21 protein-coding genes and 1 pseudogene are annotated in these 22,273 nt (G+C 50.9%); 12 read left to right on the top strand and 10 right to left on the bottom strand.

Features of this window, described 5'->3' with window-relative positions; genetic code table 11:
- Window positions 1–140: 140 nt before the first annotated feature.
- The 5 genes and pseudogenes from QNN88_RS07925 to QNN88_RS07905 all read left to right on the top strand — a co-directional run bounded on the left by QNN88_RS07925 (window position 141) and on the right by QNN88_RS07905 (window position 3,749).
- Window positions 141–533, top strand: a complete 393-nt coding sequence (locus tag QNN88_RS07925; RefSeq protein WP_414239723.1) for a VOC family protein — start codon at window positions 141–143, stop codon at window positions 531–533.
- A 383-nt stretch (window positions 534–916) separates the two neighbouring features.
- Window positions 917–1,174 carry a YjhX family toxin gene (locus QNN88_RS07920; RefSeq protein ID WP_043001077.1) on the top strand — a complete coding sequence of 86 codons (258 nt, stop codon included), beginning with the start codon at window positions 917–919 and terminating at the stop codon, window positions 1,172–1,174.
- A 10-nt stretch (window positions 1,175–1,184) separates the two neighbouring features.
- Window positions 1,185–1,732: pseudogene (locus QNN88_RS07915) on the top strand (GNAT family N-acetyltransferase).
- 55 nt (window positions 1,733–1,787) lie between these two features.
- Window positions 1,788–2,534, top strand: a complete 747-nt coding sequence (locus QNN88_RS07910) for an SAM-dependent methyltransferase (RefSeq protein ID WP_414239722.1) — start codon at window positions 1,788–1,790, stop codon at window positions 2,532–2,534.
- Between the two features lie 630 nt (window positions 2,535–3,164).
- Window positions 3,165–3,749: a hypothetical protein gene (locus QNN88_RS07905; RefSeq protein ID WP_414239721.1), complete on the top strand. Its 585-nt coding sequence runs from the start codon at window positions 3,165–3,167 to the stop codon at window positions 3,747–3,749.
- A 71-nt stretch (window positions 3,750–3,820) separates the two neighbouring features.
- Here the strand turns inward: QNN88_RS07905 and QNN88_RS07900 are convergent, their stop codons facing one another.
- The gene (locus QNN88_RS07900; RefSeq protein WP_414239720.1) at window positions 3,821–4,945 is read right to left on the bottom strand and encodes an N-acetyltransferase; all 1,125 of its coding nucleotides are present in this window, start codon (window positions 4,943–4,945) and stop codon (window positions 3,821–3,823) included.
- 390 nt (window positions 4,946–5,335) lie between these two features.
- Here QNN88_RS07900 and QNN88_RS07895 point away from each other — a divergent pair, with 390 nt between their 5' ends.
- Genes QNN88_RS07895 through spt form a run of 4 tightly spaced genes read left to right on the top strand, consistent with a single transcriptional unit; the run spans window position 5,336 to window position 9,429 of the window.
- Window positions 5,336–7,069 carry a fatty acyl-AMP ligase gene (locus QNN88_RS07895; RefSeq protein WP_414239719.1) on the top strand — a complete coding sequence of 578 codons (1,734 nt, stop codon included), beginning with the start codon at window positions 5,336–5,338 and terminating at the stop codon, window positions 7,067–7,069.
- A complete protein-coding gene (locus tag QNN88_RS07890; protein WP_414239718.1) occupies window positions 7,066–7,980 on the top strand; it encodes an NAD-dependent epimerase/dehydratase family protein in 915 nt (304 codons plus the stop codon). The genes QNN88_RS07895 and QNN88_RS07890 overlap by 4 nt, the downstream gene beginning before the upstream one ends.
- A 29-nt stretch (window positions 7,981–8,009) precedes the next feature.
- Window positions 8,010–8,270 (top strand): acyl carrier protein, encoded by a 261-nt coding sequence (locus tag QNN88_RS07885; RefSeq protein WP_046497751.1) that lies wholly within the window; start codon window positions 8,010–8,012, stop codon window positions 8,268–8,270.
- Window positions 8,257–9,429 carry a serine palmitoyltransferase gene (gene spt / locus QNN88_RS07880; RefSeq protein WP_414239717.1) on the top strand — a complete coding sequence of 391 codons (1,173 nt, stop codon included), beginning with the start codon at window positions 8,257–8,259 and terminating at the stop codon, window positions 9,427–9,429. The genes QNN88_RS07885 and spt overlap by 14 nt, the downstream gene beginning before the upstream one ends.
- Window positions 9,430–9,518: 89 nt before the next feature.
- Here spt and lptG read toward each other — a convergent pair whose 3' ends face one another.
- The 7 genes from lptG to QNN88_RS07845 form a co-directional block, all read right to left on the bottom strand.
- Window positions 9,519–10,586 (bottom strand): LPS export ABC transporter permease LptG, encoded by a 1,068-nt coding sequence (gene lptG, locus QNN88_RS07875; protein WP_414239716.1) that lies wholly within the window; start codon window positions 10,584–10,586, stop codon window positions 9,519–9,521.
- Window positions 10,583–11,653 (bottom strand): LPS export ABC transporter permease LptF, encoded by a 1,071-nt coding sequence (gene lptF / locus QNN88_RS07870; RefSeq protein WP_414239715.1) that lies wholly within the window; start codon window positions 11,651–11,653, stop codon window positions 10,583–10,585. Before lptF ends, lptG begins: the two co-directional genes overlap by 4 nt.
- Window positions 11,640–12,224 carry a YtfJ family protein gene (locus tag QNN88_RS07865; RefSeq protein ID WP_414239714.1) on the bottom strand — a complete coding sequence of 195 codons (585 nt, stop codon included), beginning with the start codon at window positions 12,222–12,224 and terminating at the stop codon, window positions 11,640–11,642. The genes lptF and QNN88_RS07865 overlap by 14 nt, the downstream gene beginning before the upstream one ends.
- 10 nt (window positions 12,225–12,234) lie before the next feature.
- Entirely contained in the window at window positions 12,235–13,101 is an 867-nt protein-coding gene (locus tag QNN88_RS07860) for a hypothetical protein (RefSeq protein WP_414239713.1), read from the bottom strand.
- Complete coding sequence (locus tag QNN88_RS07855; protein WP_414239712.1) at window positions 13,098–14,435, bottom strand: lipopolysaccharide biosynthesis protein; 1,338 nt, start codon at window positions 14,433–14,435, stop codon at window positions 13,098–13,100. Before QNN88_RS07855 ends, QNN88_RS07860 begins: the two co-directional genes overlap by 4 nt.
- Before the next feature lie 110 nt (window positions 14,436–14,545).
- Window positions 14,546–15,340, bottom strand: a complete 795-nt coding sequence (locus QNN88_RS07850; protein ID WP_414239711.1) for a hypothetical protein — start codon at window positions 15,338–15,340, stop codon at window positions 14,546–14,548.
- Between the two features lie 11 nt (window positions 15,341–15,351).
- Complete coding sequence (locus tag QNN88_RS07845; protein ID WP_414239710.1) at window positions 15,352–16,095, bottom strand: hypothetical protein; 744 nt, start codon at window positions 16,093–16,095, stop codon at window positions 15,352–15,354.
- 172 nt (window positions 16,096–16,267) lie between these two features.
- Here QNN88_RS07845 and QNN88_RS07840 point away from each other — a divergent pair, with 172 nt between their 5' ends.
- Window positions 16,268–17,002: a dTMP kinase gene (locus QNN88_RS07840; RefSeq protein ID WP_414239709.1), complete on the top strand. Its 735-nt coding sequence runs from the start codon at window positions 16,268–16,270 to the stop codon at window positions 17,000–17,002.
- Window positions 17,003–17,069: 67 nt separating this feature from the next.
- Here the strand turns inward: QNN88_RS07840 and pitA are convergent, their stop codons facing one another.
- Window positions 17,070–18,560: an inorganic phosphate transporter PitA gene (gene pitA / locus QNN88_RS07835; RefSeq protein ID WP_414239708.1), complete on the bottom strand. Its 1,491-nt coding sequence runs from the start codon at window positions 18,558–18,560 to the stop codon at window positions 17,070–17,072.
- A 392-nt stretch (window positions 18,561–18,952) separates the two neighbouring features.
- Between pitA and QNN88_RS07830 the strand changes: the two genes are divergently transcribed.
- Both QNN88_RS07830 and QNN88_RS07825 read left to right on the top strand, forming a co-directional pair.
- Window positions 18,953–19,735 (top strand): hypothetical protein, encoded by a 783-nt coding sequence (locus QNN88_RS07830; protein ID WP_414239707.1) that lies wholly within the window; start codon window positions 18,953–18,955, stop codon window positions 19,733–19,735.
- A 229-nt stretch (window positions 19,736–19,964) separates the two neighbouring features.
- Window positions 19,965–21,080, top strand: a complete 1,116-nt coding sequence (locus QNN88_RS07825; RefSeq protein WP_414239706.1) for an AI-2E family transporter — start codon at window positions 19,965–19,967, stop codon at window positions 21,078–21,080.
- A 40-nt stretch (window positions 21,081–21,120) separates the two neighbouring features.
- Here QNN88_RS07825 and QNN88_RS07820 read toward each other — a convergent pair whose 3' ends face one another.
- A complete protein-coding gene (locus tag QNN88_RS07820; protein WP_414239705.1) occupies window positions 21,121–22,200 on the bottom strand; it encodes a 4Fe-4S binding protein in 1,080 nt (359 codons plus the stop codon).
- Window positions 22,201–22,273: the final 73 nt, after the last annotated feature.

Raw genomic sequence — 22,273 nt, 5'->3', positions numbered from 1 at the left:
TATTGACCTGATCCATTGATCTGACGCCTCTAACGCCTCGTCATCGTTCTGTATGTTAATTAGACATAGGTAACCTGATGGCAACGCCCGCGGGGAGTCAAAAAGCGGATAATCTCTGCGACAGCAAAAGGAGGAGGGGAATGTTTTCTTACGTCATGCTGGGTACAAACGATTTACCACGCGCGATCGATTTCTACGATCCGTTAATGGAACTGCTTGGGCACCCGAAGGCTGGCCGGGGCGAAGAAGGCGCATCGTGGGGGACGTTCAGTGAGAACCACACCACCGGGCTGTGCGTTGGCAAACCCTTTGATGGTCGAACTGCTGGCGTCGGGAATGGTACGATGGTGGCGCTGAATGCGCGATCCGTCGAACATATCCAGCAACTTCATGCGCTCGCGCTTCGCCTGGGCGGCGCGGATGAAGGCGCGCCGGGTCACAGACCGCAGTATGGACAAGGCTTTCATAGCGCCTATGTCAGAGATCCCGACGGCAATAAGCTGGCGTTTGTCTATTACGCAAACGCGGGCTGAACGAAGCAGGGGATATTCAACATACAGGTCTCCGGTAATGGCCTTTCAATGCTGACTTAGCACAACTGCTGGTGCTCTGCCCATTAACGGCTGTATCGCCACGTCTGCGCTTGTGCACCGGGAGCCAACCCGGCATGAGCGCGATTTCGATATCGATCACATTTTTCCGACCTGTAAATATCCCTGCTGACATTATGTGTTACCATTCACCGCGTAAATACCTTTCAACTCAACCCGAGGCTTTGATGCTGGAGAATGTAATCATCTGATAATCAGCTCCCCGACCTTACAGGCCGGACTGATTATCAATGCGCTGAAATCGAATGCGGACACCGCTGTGTGTTTGCACGTTTTGCACATGATGATTAAACAGGTTTTCCAGTATGAATTTATCCCGTCAGGAACAACGTACCTTACACGTTCTCGCTAAAGGTGGTCGCATTGCGCACGTCCGCGATGCGTCAGGCCGCGTCACCGCCGTTGAATGCTACAGCCGCGAAGGGCTGCTGCTCGCCGACTGTACACTCGCCGTCTTCAAAAAACTCAAAACCAAAAAGCTTATCAAATCCGTGAACGGTCAACCCTACCGCATTAATACCACCGGGTTGAACAATGTTCGTGCTCAACCCGATAACCGCTAAGGAGAGCGTTATGACAACACGCAACTTCACGTTACATATTACCGATGAACGCGATGCCAACGACATCCGGGAAGTCGAAACCCGTGCCTTTGGCTACAGTAAGGAGGCCTGTCTGGTGGCTTCTTTGCTCCAGGACGAAACTGCGCGTCCAACGTTATCGCTGCTGGCCAGAGAAGAGGGCAATGCCGTCGGGCATATTTTGTTTACCCGGGCGACATTCAAAGGAGAAAGAGATTCACCGCTGATGCATATCCTTGCGCCTCTGGCGGTCATCCCGGAATACCAGGGGAGAGGCGTAGGCGGATTATTGATTCGTACTGGCATAGAACATTTACGATCGATGGGGTGCCAGCGCGTCTTTGTTCTCGGTCATGCCACTTACTATCCGCGACATGGATTCGAACCCTGTGCCGGAGACAACGGCTATCCCGCGCCTTATCCCATTGCGGAAGAACACAAGGCCTGCTGGATGATGCAATCCCTCTCAGCACAGCCATTTTATCGTACCGGCCCTGTTCAGTGTGCGCAGGCCTTAATGAAACCGGAACACTGGCGTGAATAACTATCAAACTGAACGATCTCTTATTTACTTCGTGATGAAAGGAATTAACTAATGGATATCCCACGTATTTTCACAATTAGCGAAAGCGAACACCGCATTCATAATCCGTTTACGCCGGAAAAGTACGCCACGCTTGGCCGGGTGCTACGCATGAAACCGGCGACGCGCATTCTCGATCTCGGCAGTGGTTCAGGTGAGATGCTCTGCACCTGGGCGCGCGATCACGGCATTAACGGTACCGGTATTGACATGAGCCCGCTCTTCACCGCGCAGGCAAAACAGCGTGCTGAAGAGCTCGGCGTCAGCGAGCGTGTCCATTTTATTCATAACGACGCGACGGGTTACGTCACGGATGAAAAATGCGACGTGGCAGCCTGTGTTGGCGCAACATGGATTGCTGGCGGCGTTGCCGGAAGTGTCGAATTGCTGGCAAAAAGTCTCAAACCTGGCGGAATGATCCTGATCGGGGAACCTTACTGGCGTCAGGTTCCTGCGACACAAGAGATAGCCCAGGCCTGCGGCGTCTCGTCTATGGCCGATTTTCTCACTCTTCCCGGGCTCGTCGCTTCTTTCGACGAACTCGGTTATGACGTGGTGGAAATGGTACTGGCAGATCAGGAAGGTTGGGACCGCTATGAAGCGGCGAAATGGCTGACGATGCGTCGTTGGCTGGAGGCTAACGCAGAGGATGATTTTGCCGATGAGGTCCGCGCGGAGTTGACGATAGCGCCCAAACGCCACGTCACCTACGCCCGGGAATATTTTGGTTGGGGCGTATTTGCGTTAATCGCACGATGAAGTGAGGACTACGGTATAGCTGCAGGGCTATACCGTTTTTCTCCCTACTTTCCACCTTGAGTTTTCTTCGCTGTTGTTCGCAAGCCTGTTCCGATGGTTCAGTAGCCATTAATTATCAAAGTGCTTTACATCTATCGTTCTTTTGTGTCGAGGCTATACTCTTTTTAATAGTGAGGAAGAGGTGTTTTTAGGATTTTAAATAATGATGGTGTTTTTCATTTAATGCGTTTCATTCTCTTTCTTACTTTTTCAGGATTATTCCTTCATTATAGAAAAATCTTAAAATATATTTTAAGTGATGACTTGAATGAGTGGGAGTGATTTATTTTTTTCGCTAAGAAAGATTAAATAATCCTGATTTTTTAATGAAATAACTGTTCTAAAAGTAAACGCGTCGTTATATGGTTTTTAAATTTATGTTGACGATGTATAAATTTTTCGTCTGGTAACTCATTGATGTTTATAAGTGATATTTCATTTCTGTTAATAATCTGATCTAATGTGACGATGAAAATAAGAATAGTGATAGTTTTTTCCTATCATGAAGTGTTGAATTGAACAGTTATATCATTTGGCAGTTTTTTTTAAGATAAGTGTATATTTGCGAATAGCGATACAAGGAGGGATAACGTGGTTGTCGAAGATAAAGTTTCTCCACTGATCGCTCTTGCGCTAAGTGAAATAATAAAGATGGCAGCGAGGCCGTCAGATCGGAAACCATTCTGTTTTTTTCCTGCTATGTGGGTACAAACACGATGTTGTTGTGACATGCTTTCTGAATATACAGTAGTAAGTATTTCCGAAAAGAAAGATAATTTGTTCCTGAAACAACATATCAATTATTGTGATTCCATCCAGAGGATTATTGAAAAACTTCAGGATGCGCAGGATAACAGTGATGTTCAGACGTGTGAGTTTTGCCAGTTTATGGCAAAGATGAACCGGGCTGACAAGCACACGCTCAATGCGATTGTTTGTCTGGAAACCTATGCTGACGCTTCGCAATATCTGGGGTTGAGTCAGAAGTCGATATATTCAAGATTGTACAGCATCCTTGAACGTATCAATGTCAACGATCGGCGGTTATTTTTTCGCTGGTATAAACATATGTTGATCCATTCAACAACATTCCGCCCTCAAGGCCTGAATATTGTCCTTTCCGTGGCGGATTTACCACCAGGCGAAGAGATGAATGGGATGATCCACGGTTGCTGAAACGTAACAGGAAAGGGAATCTTTACGGATTCCCTTTTCGCGAATAACGCTCCGCTTTTTACAGGGGGCGATCAAAGTTGTTTTTCGTACAGGCGATAACGCTTATAGGCAACCCCGCCGATGCGTTCCAGTATCGTGCGCATTCCGCTGTTGGATTCCAGAATCCAGGACATCTCCAGCGCGTCAATATGGTGTCTGGCAAATGGCTCGCGTAATGCCTCTATTAACAGCAAAGCCATAACTGGGCCAATGCGGCTGAACTGATATTCCTGACGAACGCCCATCAAAGGCACCCGCGCGGTTCGCACGCCGCTCACTTTCAGTCGCCAGAGCAGCCGGGCCCAGCCAAACGGCAACAGCCGACCATTGAGATCGGCGATAGCCTCATTAATATTGGGCAGCCCAACGATAAATGCACAGGGGACGGAATCAATTTCAGCGATGTAAATCATATCGTTCGGGACCAGGAACCTGAGCTGATCACCCATGGTGGCGAATTCGTGTTCCGTGAAGGGGACAAATCCCCAGTTGTGCTGCCATCCGGAGTTGAAAATTTCACGCAGAATCTGTATTTCTTCACTAAACCGCTTACGGTTGATGCTGCGGATGGTCACCTTTTGACGTACCTGATCCATTAGCCGACTCAGCGACGGCGAGAAGAATAAATCCGTCCTCTGCATCCAGTAGGCCAACAGATCGATTCCTTTGGTGTATCCCTGCAGCTTGACGTGGCTTCCATACCAGGGTTTACCGTGCGGCATCAGCGCGCAGGGTGGTGTCCCGAAACCTTCAACCAGCAGACCGCTTTCCTGGTTAATGTTCAGGTTAAAAGGGCCGGTAATTTTTCGTGCACCGTGGGCTTTCAGCCATGTTTCAGCGGTCGCAAACAGCGCGCTAAAGACCTCGGGGTCGTCGATGGCATCGAGCATACCAAAGTGCCCGGTATCGTTGCCGTACAGCTGGCGGTGAAGGGTATCAATCTGTGCCGTGATTCGCCCGACGACCCGTCCTGCTTTTTTAGCGACCCATGCCTGCCATTTAATATGCCCGGAACCCGGATTTTTCGCTGACAGATGCTCTGCGCGTTCAAGGTGCAAGGGTTCGATCCAACTGTCGTCGGCGCAATAAAGTGAAGAAGGGAAAGAGATAAACGCGTTGAGGTCATGTTTATTCATGACTTTTTGTATCTGAATCATAGCTGGCCTTAAATAAAAAGTGCAGAAATAAACTTAATGACATTTATTTGCTTACGGTAACGTCGATACCCCAAAATGGAATAAATTACTGAAGGATTATTTCTTTCTTTTACCACTCTATGCGGTTGATGATAAAACAGGAAGAGAAAAGGTAAAATAATGATCTCCAGAGCGTGGAATGATAAATTTTAATGTTGAAAAAGAAATGAGGTATTATTGTTGAAAATATCATCATTATAAATGTTGGAATGCTTTAATTTATTTGTGTTAATTATGATTCTTTTCAAAAAAAGAAGTATTGTTTAATGGCTATTTAATTTATATTACCTGCTTCTGTTTATTTGTTTCGTATAACCCGCGATTTTAAATTCAAACATTTTCATGGTGTATATGTCCAATAGAATCTCAACTCATTCTCTTCCTATGCGTTATGCTGACTTTTCAACCCTGGTGGAAGCTCTGGACTATGCCGCTTTGGGAAGTGCGGGAATGAATTTTTATGATCGACGCAATCAGCCTGAAGCAGCACTGGAATATCGCCAGCTAAAATGTCGAGCAATGGCGGGAGCGCGGCGCTTACTTTCACTGAATCTGAACAAGGGCGATCGCATCGCGCTGATTGCTGAAACCAGCGTCGGTTTTGTCGAAGCTTTTTTTGCCTGCCAGTATGCAGGCCTGGTGGCGGTACCATTAGCCATTCCGATGGGCGTCGGGCAACGCGATTCCTATTCCGCGAAATTGCAGGGCTTGCTCGCCAGTTGTCAGCCTGCGGCTATTATCAGCAGCGATCAATGGTTGTCGCTGATTAATGTTGTCAACGAACATCAGGCGGGTATCCATATTCTCAGTAATGCGCACTTTAATGCATTACCGGAAAAGGATATCGAGCTGCCATTACCGTCGCCTGACGATATTGCCTATCTTCAGTACACCTCCGGCAGCACGCGCTTTCCTCGCGGCGTCATTATTACCCATCGTGAAGTCATGTCGAATCTGCATGTGATTAGCCATGATGGGATCAAATTACGTGACGGCGACCGCTGTGTTTCGTGGCTGCCCTTTTATCACGACATGGGGCTGGTGGGTTTTCTGCTTACACCTGTGGCGACTCAGCTATCCGTGGATTATCTGCGCACGCAGGATTTTGCCATGCGACCGCTACAGTGGCTGAAATTAATCAGTCAGAACCGCTGCACAGTCTCCGTCGCGCCGCCTTTTGGCTACGATTTGTGCTTGCGTCGTATCAATGACCACGAGCTTGCCGGGCTGGATCTCTCCTGCTGGCGCGTCGCCGGCGTGGGGGCAGAACCCATTTCTGCCGGGCAACTTAATCAGTTTGGCGAATGTTTTGAGCGCGCGGGATTTGACAGCAAGGCCTTCATGCCCTGTTACGGTCTGGCTGAAAATGCGCTGGCGGTCAGTTTTTCTGACGAAGCGTCAGGTGTCCTGGTGAACGATGTCGATCGCGACATACTCGAGTACCAGGGAAAGGCGGTTCCTCCAACGAGCAGTAGCCGGGCAATTTCCACTTTTGTGAATTGTGGCAAGGCGCTTCCCGGCCATCGCATTGAAATTCGTAATGAGATCGGGAACCCTCTGCCTGAGAGGGAAGTCGGCCATATCTGTATCTCCGGTCCGAGTCTGATGAGCGGTTATTTTCAGGATCCGATTTCGCAAAAGGAAATTCAGTCAACGGGATGGATGGATACCGGGGATCTTGGCTATTTGCTTGATGGTCACTTGTATGTGACGGGGCGTATAAAAGATCTGATCATCATTCGTGGTCGGAATATCTGGCCTCAGGATATTGAGTACATTGCGGAGCAGGAACCGGAAATTCATTCCGGCGATGCGATAGCGTTTGTGACGTCTCAGGAACGCATTATTTTACAGATTCAGTGCCGGGTCAGTTGTGAAGAGCGCCGGGCACAGATCGTCCATAGCCTGACCGCCCGGGTACAGAGCGAGTTTGGCGTTTCTGTCAGCATTGAGCTACTGCCACCGCACAGCATCCCGCGGACATCATCCGGTAAACCGGCGCGTGCGGAAGCGAAAAAACGCTATCTGAACCTGTTTGCTGAAACGCTAAATTCACCGATTCCTGTGACGAGTTATTCGCAATGAGTACCACGGTTGCGGTAACCGGCGGAACGGGCTTTATCGGAAGGCATATCATTGATGACCTGCTGTCCCGTGGTTTTACCGTTCGGGCATTAACCCGAACCCCTCACCACGACGAGCGGGATAATCTTGTGTGGAGCTTGGGTTCGCTGGAAGAAAGCGAATCGCTGGCGCAGCTGGTCGCCGGGGTGGATCATGTAGTCCATTGCGCGGGGCAGGTTCGCGGACATAAAGAAGAGGTCTTTACCCGCTGCAATGTCGAAGGCAGCCAACGACTGATGCAGGCTGCGAAAGAGAGCGGCAGTTGTCAGCGTTTTCTGTTTATCTCGTCGCTTGCCGCACGTCACCCGGAACTCTCGTGGTATGCAAATTCCAAATATGTCGCCGAACAGCGGCTAACGGAGATAGCAGGCGGGATTACGCTGGGGATTTTTCGTCCCACGGCAGTGTACGGACCTGGTGATAAAGAGTTAAGCCCATTGTTTCGTGCGATGCTACACGGTTATCTCCCGCGATTTGGGGCTGCGGATGCCCGACTGTCATTTTTGCACGTGAGCGATTTAGCACAAGCGGTCAGTCAATGGCTCCTGGCCGACCAGACGCCGGTTTCTCCTTATGAGTTATGCGACGGTGTTGCTGATGGCTATAACTGGCAGCGTCTTCAGGACATTGCGGTCGCGATACGTAACAGGCCGGTTCGGGTCGTGAGCATTCCGCGGCCGTTACTAAACCTGATGGCGGACACGAGTTCCTTAATCAGTCGACTCGCCGGAAAAGAACCTATGTTAACCCGCAGTAAAGTTTGTGAATTAACCCACGCTGACTGGTCGGCAAATAACAAAGATCTTTACGAGATAATAAATTGGTCTCCCCGAATTAGCCTGGAATATGCATTGCGGCAGGGGTTATTTTAAATATTAATATTACAGGTGTGTTATTTTCTATGTTAAATCATGAAGAAGTAATGGATTACACCCTTCATTGTCTGCAGGGTATGGTTGAAAGCGGCGTAGATATCCATCCGGACAGCGACCTGGTTAATGACCTTGGGCTGGAATCAATTAAAGTCATGGATTTATTAATGTTACTGGAAGATAAATTCGATATTTCTATTCCAATTAACATTTTGCTGGATGTCAGAACACCTGCGCAATTAATGGAAGCATTAATTCCTTATCTGGAGAGCATCAATGAGTCTTTATGATAAATTCTCGCGCCTGGCCAGTGAGCGGGAACAATTTAGCATGACCGGGATTAATCCCTTTGGCACCTGTATAGATGAGGTGTTTTCCGCAACGGAAGGGCGGATAGGCAATCAAAAAATCATTCTGGCGGGAACCAATAATTACCTGGGGCTCACTTTTAACGCGCAGGCGATAGCCGAGGGGCAGGCGGCTTTAGCCCATCAGGGGACAGGCACGACCGGTTCGCGAATGGCGAACGGCAGTTATGGACCGCATTTAGCCCTGGAGCAAGAAATTGCCGAGTTTTTTGACCGACCATCGGCCATTGTCTTCTCCACGGGTTATACCGCCAATTTAGGGATAATCAGCACGCTTGCCAGTCACAATGCTGTGGTATTACTGGATGCTGACTGCCACGCCAGTATTTATGATGCCTGCGCGTTAGGCGGAGCTGAAATTATCCGCTTTCGCCATAATGACGCAAAAGATCTGGAGCGCCGAATGGTGCGTCTCGGCGAGCGCGCCAAAGACGCCATCATTATTGTCGAGGGCATTTACAGCATGCTGGGCGACATTGCGCCACTGGTCGAGATTGTCGATATCAAAAAACGACTGGGGGGGTTTTTGATTGTCGATGAAGCGCACTCCTTTGGCGTGATGGGCGCGAAGGGACGGGGACTGGCGGAAGCCGCCGGTGTGGAGCAGGATGTCGATATTATTGTGGGAACCTTCAGTAAGAGTCTGGCTTCCATTGGGGGTTTTGCCGTGGGCGGCCAGGGAATGGATGTCCTGCGTTACGCCAGTCGTCCTTATATTTTCACCGCTTCCCCATCGCCGTCGAGTATTGCAACCGTCCGCTCTGCGTTGAAAACGATCGCAACACAACCGGAGTTGCGCCAAAAGCTGTGGGATAACGCAGCGCGACTGTATGAAGGGCTTGAGAAACTGGGCTTTGAGCTGAGTTCGCACATCAGCCCTGTGGTGCCGGTGATTATTGGCGCAAAAGAAGAGGGACTGCGTGCCTGGCGCAAATTGATTGACGCAGGCGTTTACGTAAATCTCATTTTGCCACCGGCCGCACCCGCCGGGATCACGCTGTTGCGCTGCAGTGTTAACGCCGCGCATACCTACGAGCAGATTGATGAGATTATTCAGGCCTTTGCACAGCTGAAAAAATAAGGCGCTCTACGCAGCAGATATTCTCAGTAAGTTTATCTGCTGCGACTTTTTACCCCTGCCCATCACGCCGTCTGATAAATGTTGCGATATCAGGGTTGGCGATCGAATCGATAAACCAGTATTAATGCCACCGCCAGGAGCAATATCGGCGGGCCCAGCGCTATCAGTTGTGCATTCAGGGAATAGAGCAGTCCCAGGTTGACGATGATCTGATCGCAGACGTAGGTCAACAGACCCACGATCACGCCGACGGCCAAGCGACTTCCCACTCCGGGAGCGCGGGGGGCGCTAAAGGTGAACGGGATTGCCAGTAAAATCATCGCCAGGATCAAAAGCGGATGACCCAGCTTTAGCCATAACGCCAGCGTAAATTCGAGACTGGGTTGACCTGTGCGCTTCAGATAAGAAATATAATGACCGAGCTGCGTAACCGAAAAACTACTGCCAGGCAGGGTAAGTTCCTCAAGACTCATGCCCGCGAACAGGGGTGACCACATGACGCTCTCTTTCGTCTCTGTTGTCTCCTTGCCGTTGGTCCACTCTTTTTGATTGACGCCCTCAAGCCGCCAGGCACCGTTATCTGAAATGGTGGCGGTTCGCGCATAAATATACCGTTGCAGAGAGTGGTCCGCCCGGTAGTAGAACAGCTCAATGCCCTCAGGCTGATGATGCGCATCCAGCGATTTTACCGTCACAAACTCATTGCCGCGCCGGGCCCACAGAATGTTTCCTGCCATATCGTAATTGTTATAGCGCGTTTTAATCTGCAACGCCTGCTGCTGCATCGGCGAGGCAATCCATTCATCAATGACGCCGAGGGCAACGATTAGCATCACTCCCGCGCTTAGCGTCACCATGGCGATTTTGAAAATTGAACATCCCGTACTGCGTATTGCGGTTAATTCCCCGCTTTTCGACAGCTGTCCCAGCCCAACGATGCCACCGAGCAGGGCAATAAAGGGACCAAGATCGATAAGGGTTCTTGGCAGTGTCATCAACATGACTGTCACCGCCTGCGTCCAGCGATACCCATCAGGATTCACATCATCGAGTTCGCCGATCAGATTAAAGGTGGTAAACAAAGGAAGCAGTAACCCCGCTGCCGCTGAAAATCCCAAAAAGAGATGGCGTATCAAATAGCGGCTGAAGAGGCTCATCGATGTATCTTCCGCAGCAGAGTGCCATCATGGATCAGCAGAAAAAACAGGCCAGTCAGCATAAAGAGGGGAATCAGCCACAGACCTGGCGTCACAGGCAATGCGCCGTTGGCAACCAGCGTGCGGCATATATTGCCACCATAAAAAATGATGACAAATAACAGCGTGAGGGGGAGGAGCGTGGTAAATCGTCCCTGGCGTGGCCTGACGCGGCTAAGTGGGATCGCCAGTAGCGCCATTAGCAATGCGCAGACTCCGCGACTTTCCCGCCATTGCAGTTCAGCGGCATCAGCCGACTCAGAGGAGCGCGAGAGCAATTCCAGAGATTTCGCTTTGCGTTTGACGTCATCATTCCGGGCGAACGGCTTCAGATTCAGTTTGAGATGGCGGAAAACTTGCTCATTATCATCACTGCCCTGATGATCCAGGATATAGGCGGTACCGGAGTGCAACATTACTGAGGGCGTCGTGGGGGAGGGATCAACAACGTCCACGCTGTTGGCCCTGAAGATACTGGTTTTGTTGCCAGAGGCGGTGTAGATCAGCGCATTATTCAAATGAGCCGCGTCGGGGTCAATCTGCCAGGCGAGGATCATCCGTCCATTGTTGTTGACGTTAAACTTTCTTGCCTGCAGGTGACGGACATCCAGCTCTGACTGCGATTGTTGTTCTAACTGATAAATTTGCGCGTAAGCCCAGGGTCTGCCGTAAAGGGACAGCAGCGTCACCAGAATACTCAATGGAATGGCGAGGAACATGACGGCGCGATAAAGGCGTGAAGGTGCGGCGCCAGCGGCGGATATCGCCGTGATTTCCGAATCGGTGTACATTTGTCCGAGGGTGACGCCGACGGCGACATACAGGCCGACAGGGAGCAACATCTCCAGCGCAATCAGCACCTTGTAGAAGACAACATCCAGCACGACGCTCAGGGCTAAAGTACCATTGGCTGCTTCGGTCAGGTAGCGCTGCGCGCAATAGCTGGCGAAAATAACGATCAGAAAACCCACGAGGGTGACGACCAGTCGTTGAATGCCGGCCATGATGTAGTGTTCAATGATTGTCATCACAGGCCTGTGATTCGTTAACCATTTTTTGCACCATCGCGATGACCTGGTGCACCTCTTTCGGCGTCAGATCGCCATCCTTTGCCCACAGAACGCGTCCTTCTTTATCGAGCACCAGAATGGTCGAACTCATTTCATTGAGTTGCCAGGTTTTGCGCCCCAGGCCGCTGCTGTCGATGATAAATTGCGCCCACGGGTAGCGGCGTTTGTTTTTTTCTATCTTGCTGAGGACGAATAAACCGGTGCCAAAAATCACATCATCGGTATTCACGATGGTGGTCGGTTGAAAGCGGTCCTGGGGAAAATTGGCGGCTTTAACCGCTTTAATCAGCATTGCGTTTTTCTTTTTCGCCGATTTCCGCCCGGCGATATACTGAACAATGCGCACCTTTCCCGCCAGTTCGCCGCTACTCCAGTTGCGGTAACTAAACGCATCGTGAGTATCCAGTAGCAATTCGCCGCGATCCGTAATGACAATTGGCTTAACCGGCTGACCGTCGACAAAGTTATGCGCTGACGCCAGCCATGGTGAAAGCAGAAGTGAAATCAACAATAATTGACGTAGCAGCATCGCCGATCCTTTATTTCGCTGGGCCGCAATGGGGAGCCCTGTGCTGTTCCATCTGGAGAGGATAATGGTCGAGCCATTGCTCTATACGTCCGCGGATTTCGCTATCCAACGTGCAGGGCTCGTCGTACGGTGTTCTCATTTCCATTGCAGCGGTCACCATTTCGTCATGTCGGTCCCCCATCAGACCATTAATGGTCGCCAGAAAGCGGGAGATGGCGCGAGCGTTGTGATTGTCCGGATCGAGAGCGCGCAGCGTGTCGAAATAGGAAACCTGTTGGCTGATGATTTTTCGCATGGTGTGGAATTCACTACCGGTCAGTTGTGGTTGGGCAATGAGGTCCCGCAGCGTACGCATTTGCGTCTGGCAATAGAACGCAAATCCGTTTGCCGACTCTGGCTGGCTGTGGCGAAGGGAATACTGGACCACCCACCAGACGGGGCGGCTCAGACACACACGCAGCCGCCTTCCATAAGTGGCAATAATCGTTCTATTCCCGTTACGAAACCCGTCCTGAAAGTGGCCGAGAAAAACAGTGGTTTTGCCAAAAATGAGGCCTGACTGGTGGGTCTTGCGGTAGAGACGCAGCGCAAAACGTAAATGCTTATAACGTGCGCGAATGTATTTGTACTGCATCCGTTCGTTTTCTGACAGCTCGCCGCCTTGTAATTGCTTAAGCACCAGCCGCAGTAACTCGCTGCGGGTAAAACCCTCCTGCCAAAACTGCAGGCAGAGATCATAACAGCGACGCAGAGTGTCCTCCGTGGAGTAAGGGGGAATATGCTCCGGTAGCGCGGCATGGCGATCAATAATGTCATCTTCTTCCACCGCCACGAACAGGCGCTGGAGAACGTCTGGCGAGAATTTTTCGTGCTTCATGAGTGAGTCTCTTTACCCGTGGTAAATGGCAAGCGCTGCCGATGGCGATAGGCGTGTAGCGTCGGGATCAACGAGAGCAGCACATCCAGGCTTTGTCCGGCGAAATAGGCAAATGCCGCGCCGATCACACCGAAGAGATGCGACAGTCCCGGCAACAGGATCATGTAGCCGAGGGAAGCAAGGGTCTGCGCGGTGAGAAAAGCCCGCTGTTTACCGGACATAAGCAGCAGCGATTCCTGAGGAAAACCCAGCATCGACACGATAATCGCGCCGAGCATAATCTGGATGAGGTCATACGCCTGGAGATATTTAACGCCAAAAACCAGCGAAATGAGCGGCTTACCGACAATCACCACCGCAAGCGCCACGATGATGCCAATGCCGCCAGCCAACAGCGCTGATTTAACGCCCAACTGCCACGGCTTTTTGCTGCGCGGATCCAGGCGCATGACTTCGGGATAAAAGCTTTTGGCAAGCAGTTGCGCCGGCGTTCCTGCCGCATCGAAAAAAGTCATCGCAATTTTGAACAGCCCGGCGGCGGCGGGGCCAAGAACAACTCCAACCAACACCGTGCTGCAGGAGTTTCTCGCAGACCAGATCGTGTGAGCAAAATTGGTTGCCCAGACAAAATTCCATGCGCCCGGGAGGCGACGCGCTGATTCAAACAGACGCGGGCGGAGCGCACCGTGAATGTTCCGGCTACGCAGTTCGCGGGCGGCAAACCACCAGTACATTGTGCCGCCGACCAGGCTGGAGGCGTACCAGGCGAACACAAAACCGGCAAACCCAAAGTCGCCGAAATAGGCGACAACGCTGCCAAGTGCGCGCAGGAAAGGTTTGGTCGCCTGCTGGACGGCGATTAAATCAAAGCGGTTCACCGCCCGCAAAATCCCCGTTGGGGTTGATGAGGCCATTGACGGGATCAGCGTACAGTACAACATTGCCAGCCAGAAGCTGTCGGCATCGAGACCTAATGAATGCGAGAGAAACGGCAGTAACCCCATCCCGCAGAGGATCGCTGCCGCGCCGCTGGCAATATCAAGACCGAAGGAAAAAGAGATCACATCGCGAAACTGCTGCAGATTATTGCTTTCCAGCGCGGGTGTCCCGTACTGAACAACCAGTTGCCATGTCTGGAATTTGGCAAAATCGCTGATAGCTTTGGTATACGACTGAATAATGACTAACACGCCAAACATCGCCGGCGTCACCCCTTTACCGGCGCAGGAGAGCGCCAGTAAACCCAGCAGGGCGCTCACTACATTGCTGGAGCCTAAATAGGCACTGTTACGAATGATGGTGCGAAACGCGCCATCGGCAAACCACTTTTTCATGTGTAAAAACCAGCCAGACCAGGTTAATCATCACTCAGCAGGAGCAAACCCGCCCAGCACTAATCTCAGGCTGGCGAATAGCGCAGCGCCTGAGTTCACCGTTTCTTTCGTTATGGGTGCTGCTCCCTGATGTCGGGTGGAGCGCAGGTGTGTGGTGATAAAACGCCTTTGCGCTGAGAATCCCGGGCGACAACGTATGTGGCTGCCAGCGCCTGTTCCAGTACCTCGCGGTAGGGTGCTCTGGAATCCAGTTCAAGAATTCTTGAGCCGTTGTACGTGAGCTTCACCATGACGTCGATTTTGTCGCGCAGCTCGTTGTAGTCGTGGTCGGGTTTACGGGCAAATGCGGTATCAATATCGATGTCAAGACGAATAATGAGTTCAGGCCGATATCGTGCCATCTCCTGATACAGGCGGATTTCGCGTTTCGCCATGCGTGTTTTCACCCAGCCTGCTACGCGCTCAACGCCAATACCGGGTCCGTCATAATGAAAGCCGGAAATTTCAGCCTGAGGGTAACGATCGCTGATCACCAGCACGCCGCTTTGCGCCAGTCTCCGGACCTTACGTAAGTTAGCCATCCGGCGTAGCGAGAACCCGTACATAATTAACGCCGCCCAGAGCGCGGGCGCCCGGGTGCTCATGCTCTGGGTTTTTGATGATTTCTCCGCCAGCCGCCGTTCAAGCCATGATCCGATAAGCGGCAAACGCTTGACTTTGTTGCCATCCTCTCCAGAGACAAGCCCTAAATAGCGACGTTCGGTCACCCATCTCTTTTGCAGGTGTCTGACCAGATCCGCCGTCAGCGTGGATTTACCGGTGCCATCGCAGCCAACCACGGCAATCAGTCCAGGAATGTATTCTGGTAACGACGCATTCAGGGGGGGGAAGTTCTCTGTGTCCATGTCGTTCCGTCTTAAAAAGGACTCGCAAATCCGATCTGGTGCTCGCGAAGTGAGGTTTGAATTGAGTGTAATGACTCAATAAGGATTTTATCCGCAGGTTCCCGACCATTCAGTTCGAGGATCGTCGCCCCGTTGAATGTCAGATGCGGCGTGACCGCGATCTTCTCGTGGAGAACGGACAATGGATGGTCAGGCTTACGTGAGAATGCCGTTTCTTCATCGATATCCAGCCTGATCATCAGCAAAGGACGCCAGGAGGCCATCCACCGGTACAACTGGAGCTCGCGCGCTTTCAGGATGCGCACCCACCAGTTACCGTCAGTGGCTTTGGCCAGTTGCGGCCCGTCAAAGCGAAATCCGGGAACTTCCATCTGAGGGTAACGATCGACGATGAATAACGTACCTTGCCGACTTTGGATCAGCATGTTGCGGAATTTGTACGCTCTCCAGCAGGAGAGGAGGAAGATCACCAGCGCGGCTACGTTTCCTGGCGGTGACGAGGGGCGTTGGTGCACACGTGCCGCTTTACTCCGCAGGTAACGACCCACTGAAGCCCCAATGACCGGCAAATGTTCGATCCATTCGCCAATCCGACCTGAAGACTGCCCGAGATAAAGTTGCTTTGTTGGCAATTGTGATGCCAGAAGAGTGGTCAGGCTGGCAGCCAGGGTTGATTTACCTGAACCATCGCAGCCGACTATGGCAATCACCCGCACGAAAGGGGGATTAATAGTGGAAATAGTAAATTGACTCACGAAAGATCCAGTTTAAATAATTGATTGTATATTGACTGTTGTGTGCTCAGAATATCTGTTCAATAAAGTTGTGACAATATCTAATTAGCGTTTTAGTATTAATAATTATATCTGAAGAGATATCACTTTCATTAAATATTCATGATAAGGATTTTAAGTTGAGGGTATATTTATGGTGTCAATAAAACCTCCGCTAATAGCCGTCATTGGCAGCGATGGTTCGGGGAAAACAACAGTCTGCGAACACCTTGTTCTCTGTTTACAGAAATATGGGCCGACAGAAAAAGTTCATTTAGGTAAACAAGCCGGAAATGTTGGGCGCGCCGTGGTTAAATTACCGTTAATGGGTAATTCATTAGGTAAAGCCATTGAGCGTAATAAAGTTAAAACCGCCAGTAAATTACCAGGGCCTGTACCCGCATTAGTGATTATGTCTTTCGTGCTACGCCGACTATTGCGGTTCCGTCATATGCTGGCGTGCCGACGCCGTGGGTTAATAGTGTTAGCCGATCGATATCCTCAGACGCAAATTCCCGGTGCGTATGATGGTACGGTATTTCCAGCCGATGCTGATGGGAGTCGCTTCGTTTCCTGGCTGGCCGAATTAGAACGTTCGGCGTTTCGCTGGATGGCCAGCCATAAGCCGGATTTAGTGATAAAACTTAACGTTGATCTTGATGTGGCCTGCGCACGTAAACCCGATCACCGAAGAGAAGCGCTGGCAAAAAAAATAGAGATAACGCCGCAACTGACTTTTGGTGGCGCACCGCTGGTGGATATTGATGCTAATCAGCCATTGGGTGATGTGCTGGCAGATGCACAAAAAGCGATAACGGAGTTTATGGTGGCCCGGGGCTATCATTACGCTGGCGGTGATGCTGCCATCGTTGACCTTAACCCTCAGTAAGCATTGATGCCCAGTCTGACTGGGCATTTTCATGCGGGATTTTGCTTATCCGCAACCGCCAATCGGTTCAGAGAAGTTGCAGAGACGTCCAATACAGACACCCGGACAGCAGAATTGCCGCAGGCAACGTGAATATCCAGGCCATCGCGATGCTGGTGACGGTTTTCCGCTGTAATCCCCCGCCATCGACAATCATCGTTCCCGCGACGGCGGAAGAGAGCACATGCGTAGTAGAAACCGGCATCCCGATATAGCTGGCAAGACCGATTGAGATGGCTGCGGTGATCTGCGCGGACATTCCCTGAGCATAGGTCATCCCTTTCTTACCAATCTTCTCGCCAATAGTCGTTGCCACGCGACGCCAGCCGGTCATCGTCCCCATACCCAGCGCCAGCGCGACCGCCATAATTATCCAGATCGGCGCATACTCGATGGTGCTCAGTAAATCAGTCTTCAGTTTCTTCAGCAGATGCACATCGCTACGGCTGATTTCCGGCAGTTTCGCCACTTTATCCGCCGTATCGGAGATACACAGCATGATGCGTCGTAACTGGCTGCGTTGCGCCACGCTTAATGCGTCGTAACGCTCAAGATTGGCGGGCAGCAGCGTTTTGACGCGGCCAATAGCCTCCATCGTGTTCGACGGGTGGCAATGAAACTCCGTCGAGAGCCTGCTCTCTGCGGCAAGCGGCTGAGCCTCGTCAGCGACCTGTTTTAACGAGGCGGAGTGTTGTTGAAAGTACATTTCAAGATTGCTGACAGCATCGCGCGTACGGGTGATTTCGTAACCTGAAGCGTTCATGTTCACCACGAAACCGGCAGGCGCAATCCCCACCAGTACCAGCATCACCAGGCCGATCCCTTTCTGGCCATCGTTCGCGCCGTGAGAGAAGGCCACGCCAGCCGCTGAGGTGATGAGAGAAATGCGTGTCCAGAATGGCGGTTTCTTTTTACCGCCTTTCTTTTTCCGCTCTTCAGGAAGGCGATGGATGCGATCGCGTTTTTTGGTGCCGCTCCAGTAGCGGCGTAGCAGGAAGATCAGGCCGCCTGCGATCACCATTCCGACGACGGGAGACGCGATCAATGATGCAAAAATATTGACCACCGCCGGGATGTTTAATGCATCGACCACCGAGTCTCCAGTCATCAGCGCGTTGGTTAACCCGATGCCAATAATTGCGCCGATCAGGGTATGGGAACTGGAGGCGGGTAAACCAAAATACCAGGTTCCCATGTTCCAGATAATCGCTGCCAGTAACATAGAAAAAATCATCGCGAGGCCATGAGACGACCCCATATTGAGTAGCAAGTCGGTTGGAAGCATATGCACGATGGCATAGGCAACGCTGAGACCGCCCAGCAAAACGCCAAAGAAATTAAAAACCGCCGCCATCATCACCGCCAGTTGGGGTTGCATGGCACGGGTATATATGACGGTCGCGACCGCATTCGCGGTGTCGTGAAATCCGTTAATCGCTTCGTAAAAAAGGACAAAAACCAGCGCAAGTAAAAGCATCAAGCCGGTATATAAATCCAGACCAGCAAATAAATGTAGCATACGGAATATACCGCCATTTTGAGGAGACGAACGGGCGCATTATCAGTGACTTTAACTATTCGGGCAAAGTGAAAAATCACCTTTTTTTGATATGACATCCGGGTTGCGTTATGTTGGAAATGATTATTATATTAAATTCAATCGGATAGGTGATGATTAATCAATGATGCCTGTGTTTATTGAATTGAAATAACGCGGAGAATGCAATAAGCATCTTGATGTGAATCTGCATAAATTCTCAACAATATAAAGACGGGGTCTATAAAAAAATTATAAATATTTATTATATGAATAATTGAGGAGGGTAATTCCTGTTTCGTGGTGATGCTTTTTCGGTATATAATTAATTATTCCATTCAGAATCATGCTGCTTAGAAAAAGGACCGAATAAAATGGATTTCAGGTCAGTAATAATATCATGTGTCACGCTCTCTGTTTTGACGGGGTGCGCATCTCACTCCTCTATTGATGCGAAGAAAACGACATCGCAGGCGGAGAGTCGTACTCTAAATTCGACGTCAACCCCCTTGCTGGAGGATAAGGATATTTTTGGCAATGAAACCACGCTGGTGGTTTCTGAAGATGATATTCAGGCGGCACTGGCAGAGGATAATTTTCGTGTACCGTTGAATTCGGCAGTCATACTGGTTCAGTCTGGCAGTCGGGCACCAGAGACTGTCATGCAGCAGGAAATGAGCCGCTATTACACGATTGCGACGTTCTCAGGCATCCCGGACAGACAAAGAAAAGCGCTTTGCAATAAAGATAAAAGCAAAGACGAAAATCAGGACGCCGCGGTTGCTGAGAATACCAACTGGATGCAGGCGCTACGCTATGTTGCGGCGAAAGGGCATCAGAAAGCGATTATCGTTTATCAGGAGACGTTGCAGTCCGGCAAATTTGACGCCGCGACAAAAAGCATGGTCTGGGCGGATTTCAAAGCAGGGAAACAGCCTGACAGCACCTCGCTACGTTATCTGGTGCGTTTCACGCTGGTGGACGTGGCGAGCGGCGATTGGGCCACCTGGTCACCCTCTAATTATGAGACAAAACTGCTAACCCCGAAGCCTGGTCAAAAGGATACCGCAGACGCGATGACGGAACAGCAGATCACTCAACTTAAGCAACAAACGTATACCGCAATGGTCAAGGACCTTGTGACGCGTTATCAGTAATACACGCCGTCTGCCGCTGGTCATCCCGATGGCAGACGGTTGCTGCCCTGTTCTCGCCACTGTCTATGCTGCGGTCCAGAGAGGCAAACGCAATCTCTTTTGGTCAAACATTGAACACCATCATATTTTGAAAGTGAAGCGCTGGCGGGCGCTTTTCTTCCTGCGGGCTTTGTAAAATCCGCAATCAGTCCTATAGTCCACAGAGTTTCTTTGTTTACAGGATCCTCTGATGCGTTTTAACGGACTGAATAAAGGCTTTTTCCTTTTTCTTCTCGCCATGGTGACATGGGCTTTCTTCGACGTGCTGTCACCGTACTTTTCCGCCATCTTATGGGCCGCGATTCTGACGGTCATCTTCTATCCGGTTAAAAATAAGCTGCGTTCGGCATTGGGAGAGCGCAACGGTGTGGCGTCTCTGCTGACGCTGGGTATTATCTGCCTGATTGTGTTCATCCCGTTAATGCTGATCCTCTCCTCGCTCGCCGTTGAACTGAACGTGGTTTACAACAAATTGCAGCATAACGACGCCCAGTTCCCGGAAGTGGTGGCGAGTTTGTTTGCTCATTTGCCGGAGTGGGCGCGAGCGTTTCTTGCCGATCACTCCCTCGATAACGCCGCTAAAATTCAACAGAAACTGTCTGATGTGGCGCTCAAAGGTGGGCAATATCTGGCGGGCAGCGCCTTCCTGATTGGCAAAGGGACCTTCGGTTTTGCGATCAGTTTCGGCATCATGCTCTATCTGCTCTTTTTCCTGCTCAAGGATGGCCCGTTTCTGGTTCGGCAAATCCTCGACTCGCTGCCGCTGTCAAATTTTGTTAAGCAACATCTGTTCGCCAAGTTTGCGGCGGTCTCCCGGGCGACGGTAAAAGGCACCGTGGTAGTGGCGATCGTTCAGGGGACGCTCGGCGGGATAGCATTTTACATTGTCGGTATTGAGGGCAGCATATTGTGGGGAGCATTGATGGCGTTTCTGTCACTGATCCCAGCCGTAGGTTCTGCAATTATCTGGGTACCTGCGGCTATCTATCTTTTTTCGACGCAGCAACTGTGGCAGGGCTTTTTCATTGTCGGTTTCTTCGTGGTGGTTGTCGGACTGGTGGATAATATTTTGCGCCCCATTCTGGTCGGCAAAGATACCAAAATGCCGGATTACCTGATTCTTATCACCACGGTGGGGGGCATGGAGATTTATGGCATCAATGGTTTTGTCATTGGTCCACTCGTTGCCGCGCTGTTTATCGCCTGCTGGAACATTCTTTCCGGGCGCGATCACGCGGGGAATGCTGAAGAGCTTGATAAAGATTTTATTGAGGATGGCATCGCGGAGGATAATAAATCCAAGTGATGCAAATCCGGATGGCGGCAGATGCCCCATCCGGTCTCCATTAATGACCAATCATTCTTGCTTGCGGAATCAAGCGGAAGTAGAGGTTTTCCGGCACCGGGCTGTCCCAGACGCCCATCAGCATCGCGAATGCGATAATGGCAAACATTATGCCGAGTACCAGCAGCGTCATCGCCATGCCCGATAACGTTCCTCGACGTGTTTCAGCCTTTCCCGTTGGTGTCCGCAGGGAAAATGTCAGCGTAGAGGCCACCGGGCAGGATTCCACGCAGGTCATACAGCCTGTGCATTCAACCGTTCGCACCTGAATCAGCTTATCCACCGGGATCTGCGACGGGCAATTTTTGGCACATTTTCCGCAATCAATACAGCTTTGCGCATTGCGGCGGATTTTGAACGGTGAGAGCAGGGAAAGCAGCCCGAGCAAGGCGCCATAGGGACACAAATAACGGCACCATGCGTTGCGAATGAACAGGCTTATGACCATCAGAAGGGCGACGCTCAGCAGGGTGGTCGTGCCGATATTGCGAAAGAAATCGAGCATCTTCACATCGATGATAATCCCGTAGGCCGACATTAAAAAATACTGAATACCCTGGGCCGGCATCGACAGTGAAATGTAGAGAAAAAAGGCCAGCAGCAGATATTTCAGGCCGCGCAGAGGGATATCCAGCCAACGGGGCAACGTAAAATTACGACCAAACAATTTCTTACCCACATCGGCAATGAGCTCAGACAGCGTACCTACCGGGCACAGCCACGAGCAGAACGATTTTTTGAGTAGCAGACTTACCAGCATAAACGCGACCAGCAACAACATGGCGGCGGCGTGGATCGGAGGAAGCACACCGGTTTCCAGGGTATAGCGAAGGTTCATCAGCCCCGCAATAGGTAGCCAGCCTTCGATACCGCCGGGGCGGGGAAGAGGCAGACTCGATCCGCCGGTTTCGTAGTAACGGACCCAGTAATAAAACGTCACGCCAATATAAATATTGATCGCCAACAGCAGCCACTGCGTGGCTTTACGCCAGGTGGAGGCATTACGCCAGTCGTTCCAGGGCAATTTACCGCCCGTTGTTCCAGGGCGGCCTTGCCAGCGCGTTCGGCTTTTCATACTCATTGCCTGTGGATTTCCATAAAGTGGCATTTTATATGCCACTATCGTACGGCTATCCCTTCAGGCCAGCGTTGAT

This window comes from Citrobacter sp. ANG330 (genome assembly GCF_047467925.1).
GTDB lineage: Bacteria > Pseudomonadota > Gammaproteobacteria > Enterobacterales > Enterobacteriaceae > Citrobacter_A > Citrobacter_A amalonaticus_G.
This window is presented reverse-complemented; position numbering and strand designations above follow the sequence as displayed.

Excerpts from the sequence above, each read along its gene's own strand:
- QNN88_RS07925 (WP_414239723.1), top strand. The coding sequence starts at position 141 with ATGTTTTCTTACGTCATGCTGGGTACAAACGATTTACCACGCGCGATC.
- QNN88_RS07920 (WP_043001077.1), top strand. The coding sequence starts at position 917 with ATGAATTTATCCCGTCAGGAACAACGTACCTTACACGTTCTCGCTAAA.
- QNN88_RS07910 (WP_414239722.1), top strand. The coding sequence starts at position 1,788 with ATGGATATCCCACGTATTTTCACAATTAGCGAAAGCGAACACCGCATT.
- QNN88_RS07900 (WP_414239720.1), bottom strand. The coding sequence starts at position 4,945 with ATGATTCAGATACAAAAAGTCATGAATAAACATGACCTCAACGCGTTT.
- QNN88_RS07895 (WP_414239719.1), top strand. The coding sequence starts at position 5,336 with ATGTCCAATAGAATCTCAACTCATTCTCTTCCTATGCGTTATGCTGAC.
- QNN88_RS07890 (WP_414239718.1), top strand. The coding sequence starts at position 7,066 with ATGAGTACCACGGTTGCGGTAACCGGCGGAACGGGCTTTATCGGAAGG.
- QNN88_RS07885 (WP_046497751.1), top strand. The coding sequence starts at position 8,010 with ATGTTAAATCATGAAGAAGTAATGGATTACACCCTTCATTGTCTGCAG.
- spt (WP_414239717.1), top strand. The coding sequence starts at position 8,257 with ATGAGTCTTTATGATAAATTCTCGCGCCTGGCCAGTGAGCGGGAACAA.
- lptG (WP_414239716.1), bottom strand. The coding sequence starts at position 10,586 with ATGAGCCTCTTCAGCCGCTATTTGATACGCCATCTCTTTTTGGGATTT.
- lptF (WP_414239715.1), bottom strand. The coding sequence starts at position 11,653 with ATGACAATCATTGAACACTACATCATGGCCGGCATTCAACGACTGGTC.
- QNN88_RS07865 (WP_414239714.1), bottom strand. The coding sequence starts at position 12,224 with ATGCTGCTACGTCAATTATTGTTGATTTCACTTCTGCTTTCACCATGG.
- QNN88_RS07860 (WP_414239713.1), bottom strand. The coding sequence starts at position 13,101 with ATGAAGCACGAAAAATTCTCGCCAGACGTTCTCCAGCGCCTGTTCGTG.
- QNN88_RS07855 (WP_414239712.1), bottom strand. The coding sequence starts at position 14,435 with ATGAAAAAGTGGTTTGCCGATGGCGCGTTTCGCACCATCATTCGTAAC.
- QNN88_RS07850 (WP_414239711.1), bottom strand. The coding sequence starts at position 15,340 with ATGGACACAGAGAACTTCCCCCCCCTGAATGCGTCGTTACCAGAATAC.
- QNN88_RS07840 (WP_414239709.1), top strand. The coding sequence starts at position 16,268 with ATGGTGTCAATAAAACCTCCGCTAATAGCCGTCATTGGCAGCGATGGT.
- pitA (WP_414239708.1), bottom strand. The coding sequence starts at position 18,560 with ATGCTACATTTATTTGCTGGTCTGGATTTATATACCGGCTTGATGCTT.
- QNN88_RS07830 (WP_414239707.1), top strand. The coding sequence starts at position 18,953 with ATGGATTTCAGGTCAGTAATAATATCATGTGTCACGCTCTCTGTTTTG.
- QNN88_RS07825 (WP_414239706.1), top strand. The coding sequence starts at position 19,965 with ATGCGTTTTAACGGACTGAATAAAGGCTTTTTCCTTTTTCTTCTCGCC.
- QNN88_RS07820 (WP_414239705.1), bottom strand. The coding sequence starts at position 22,200 with ATGAGTATGAAAAGCCGAACGCGCTGGCAAGGCCGCCCTGGAACAACG.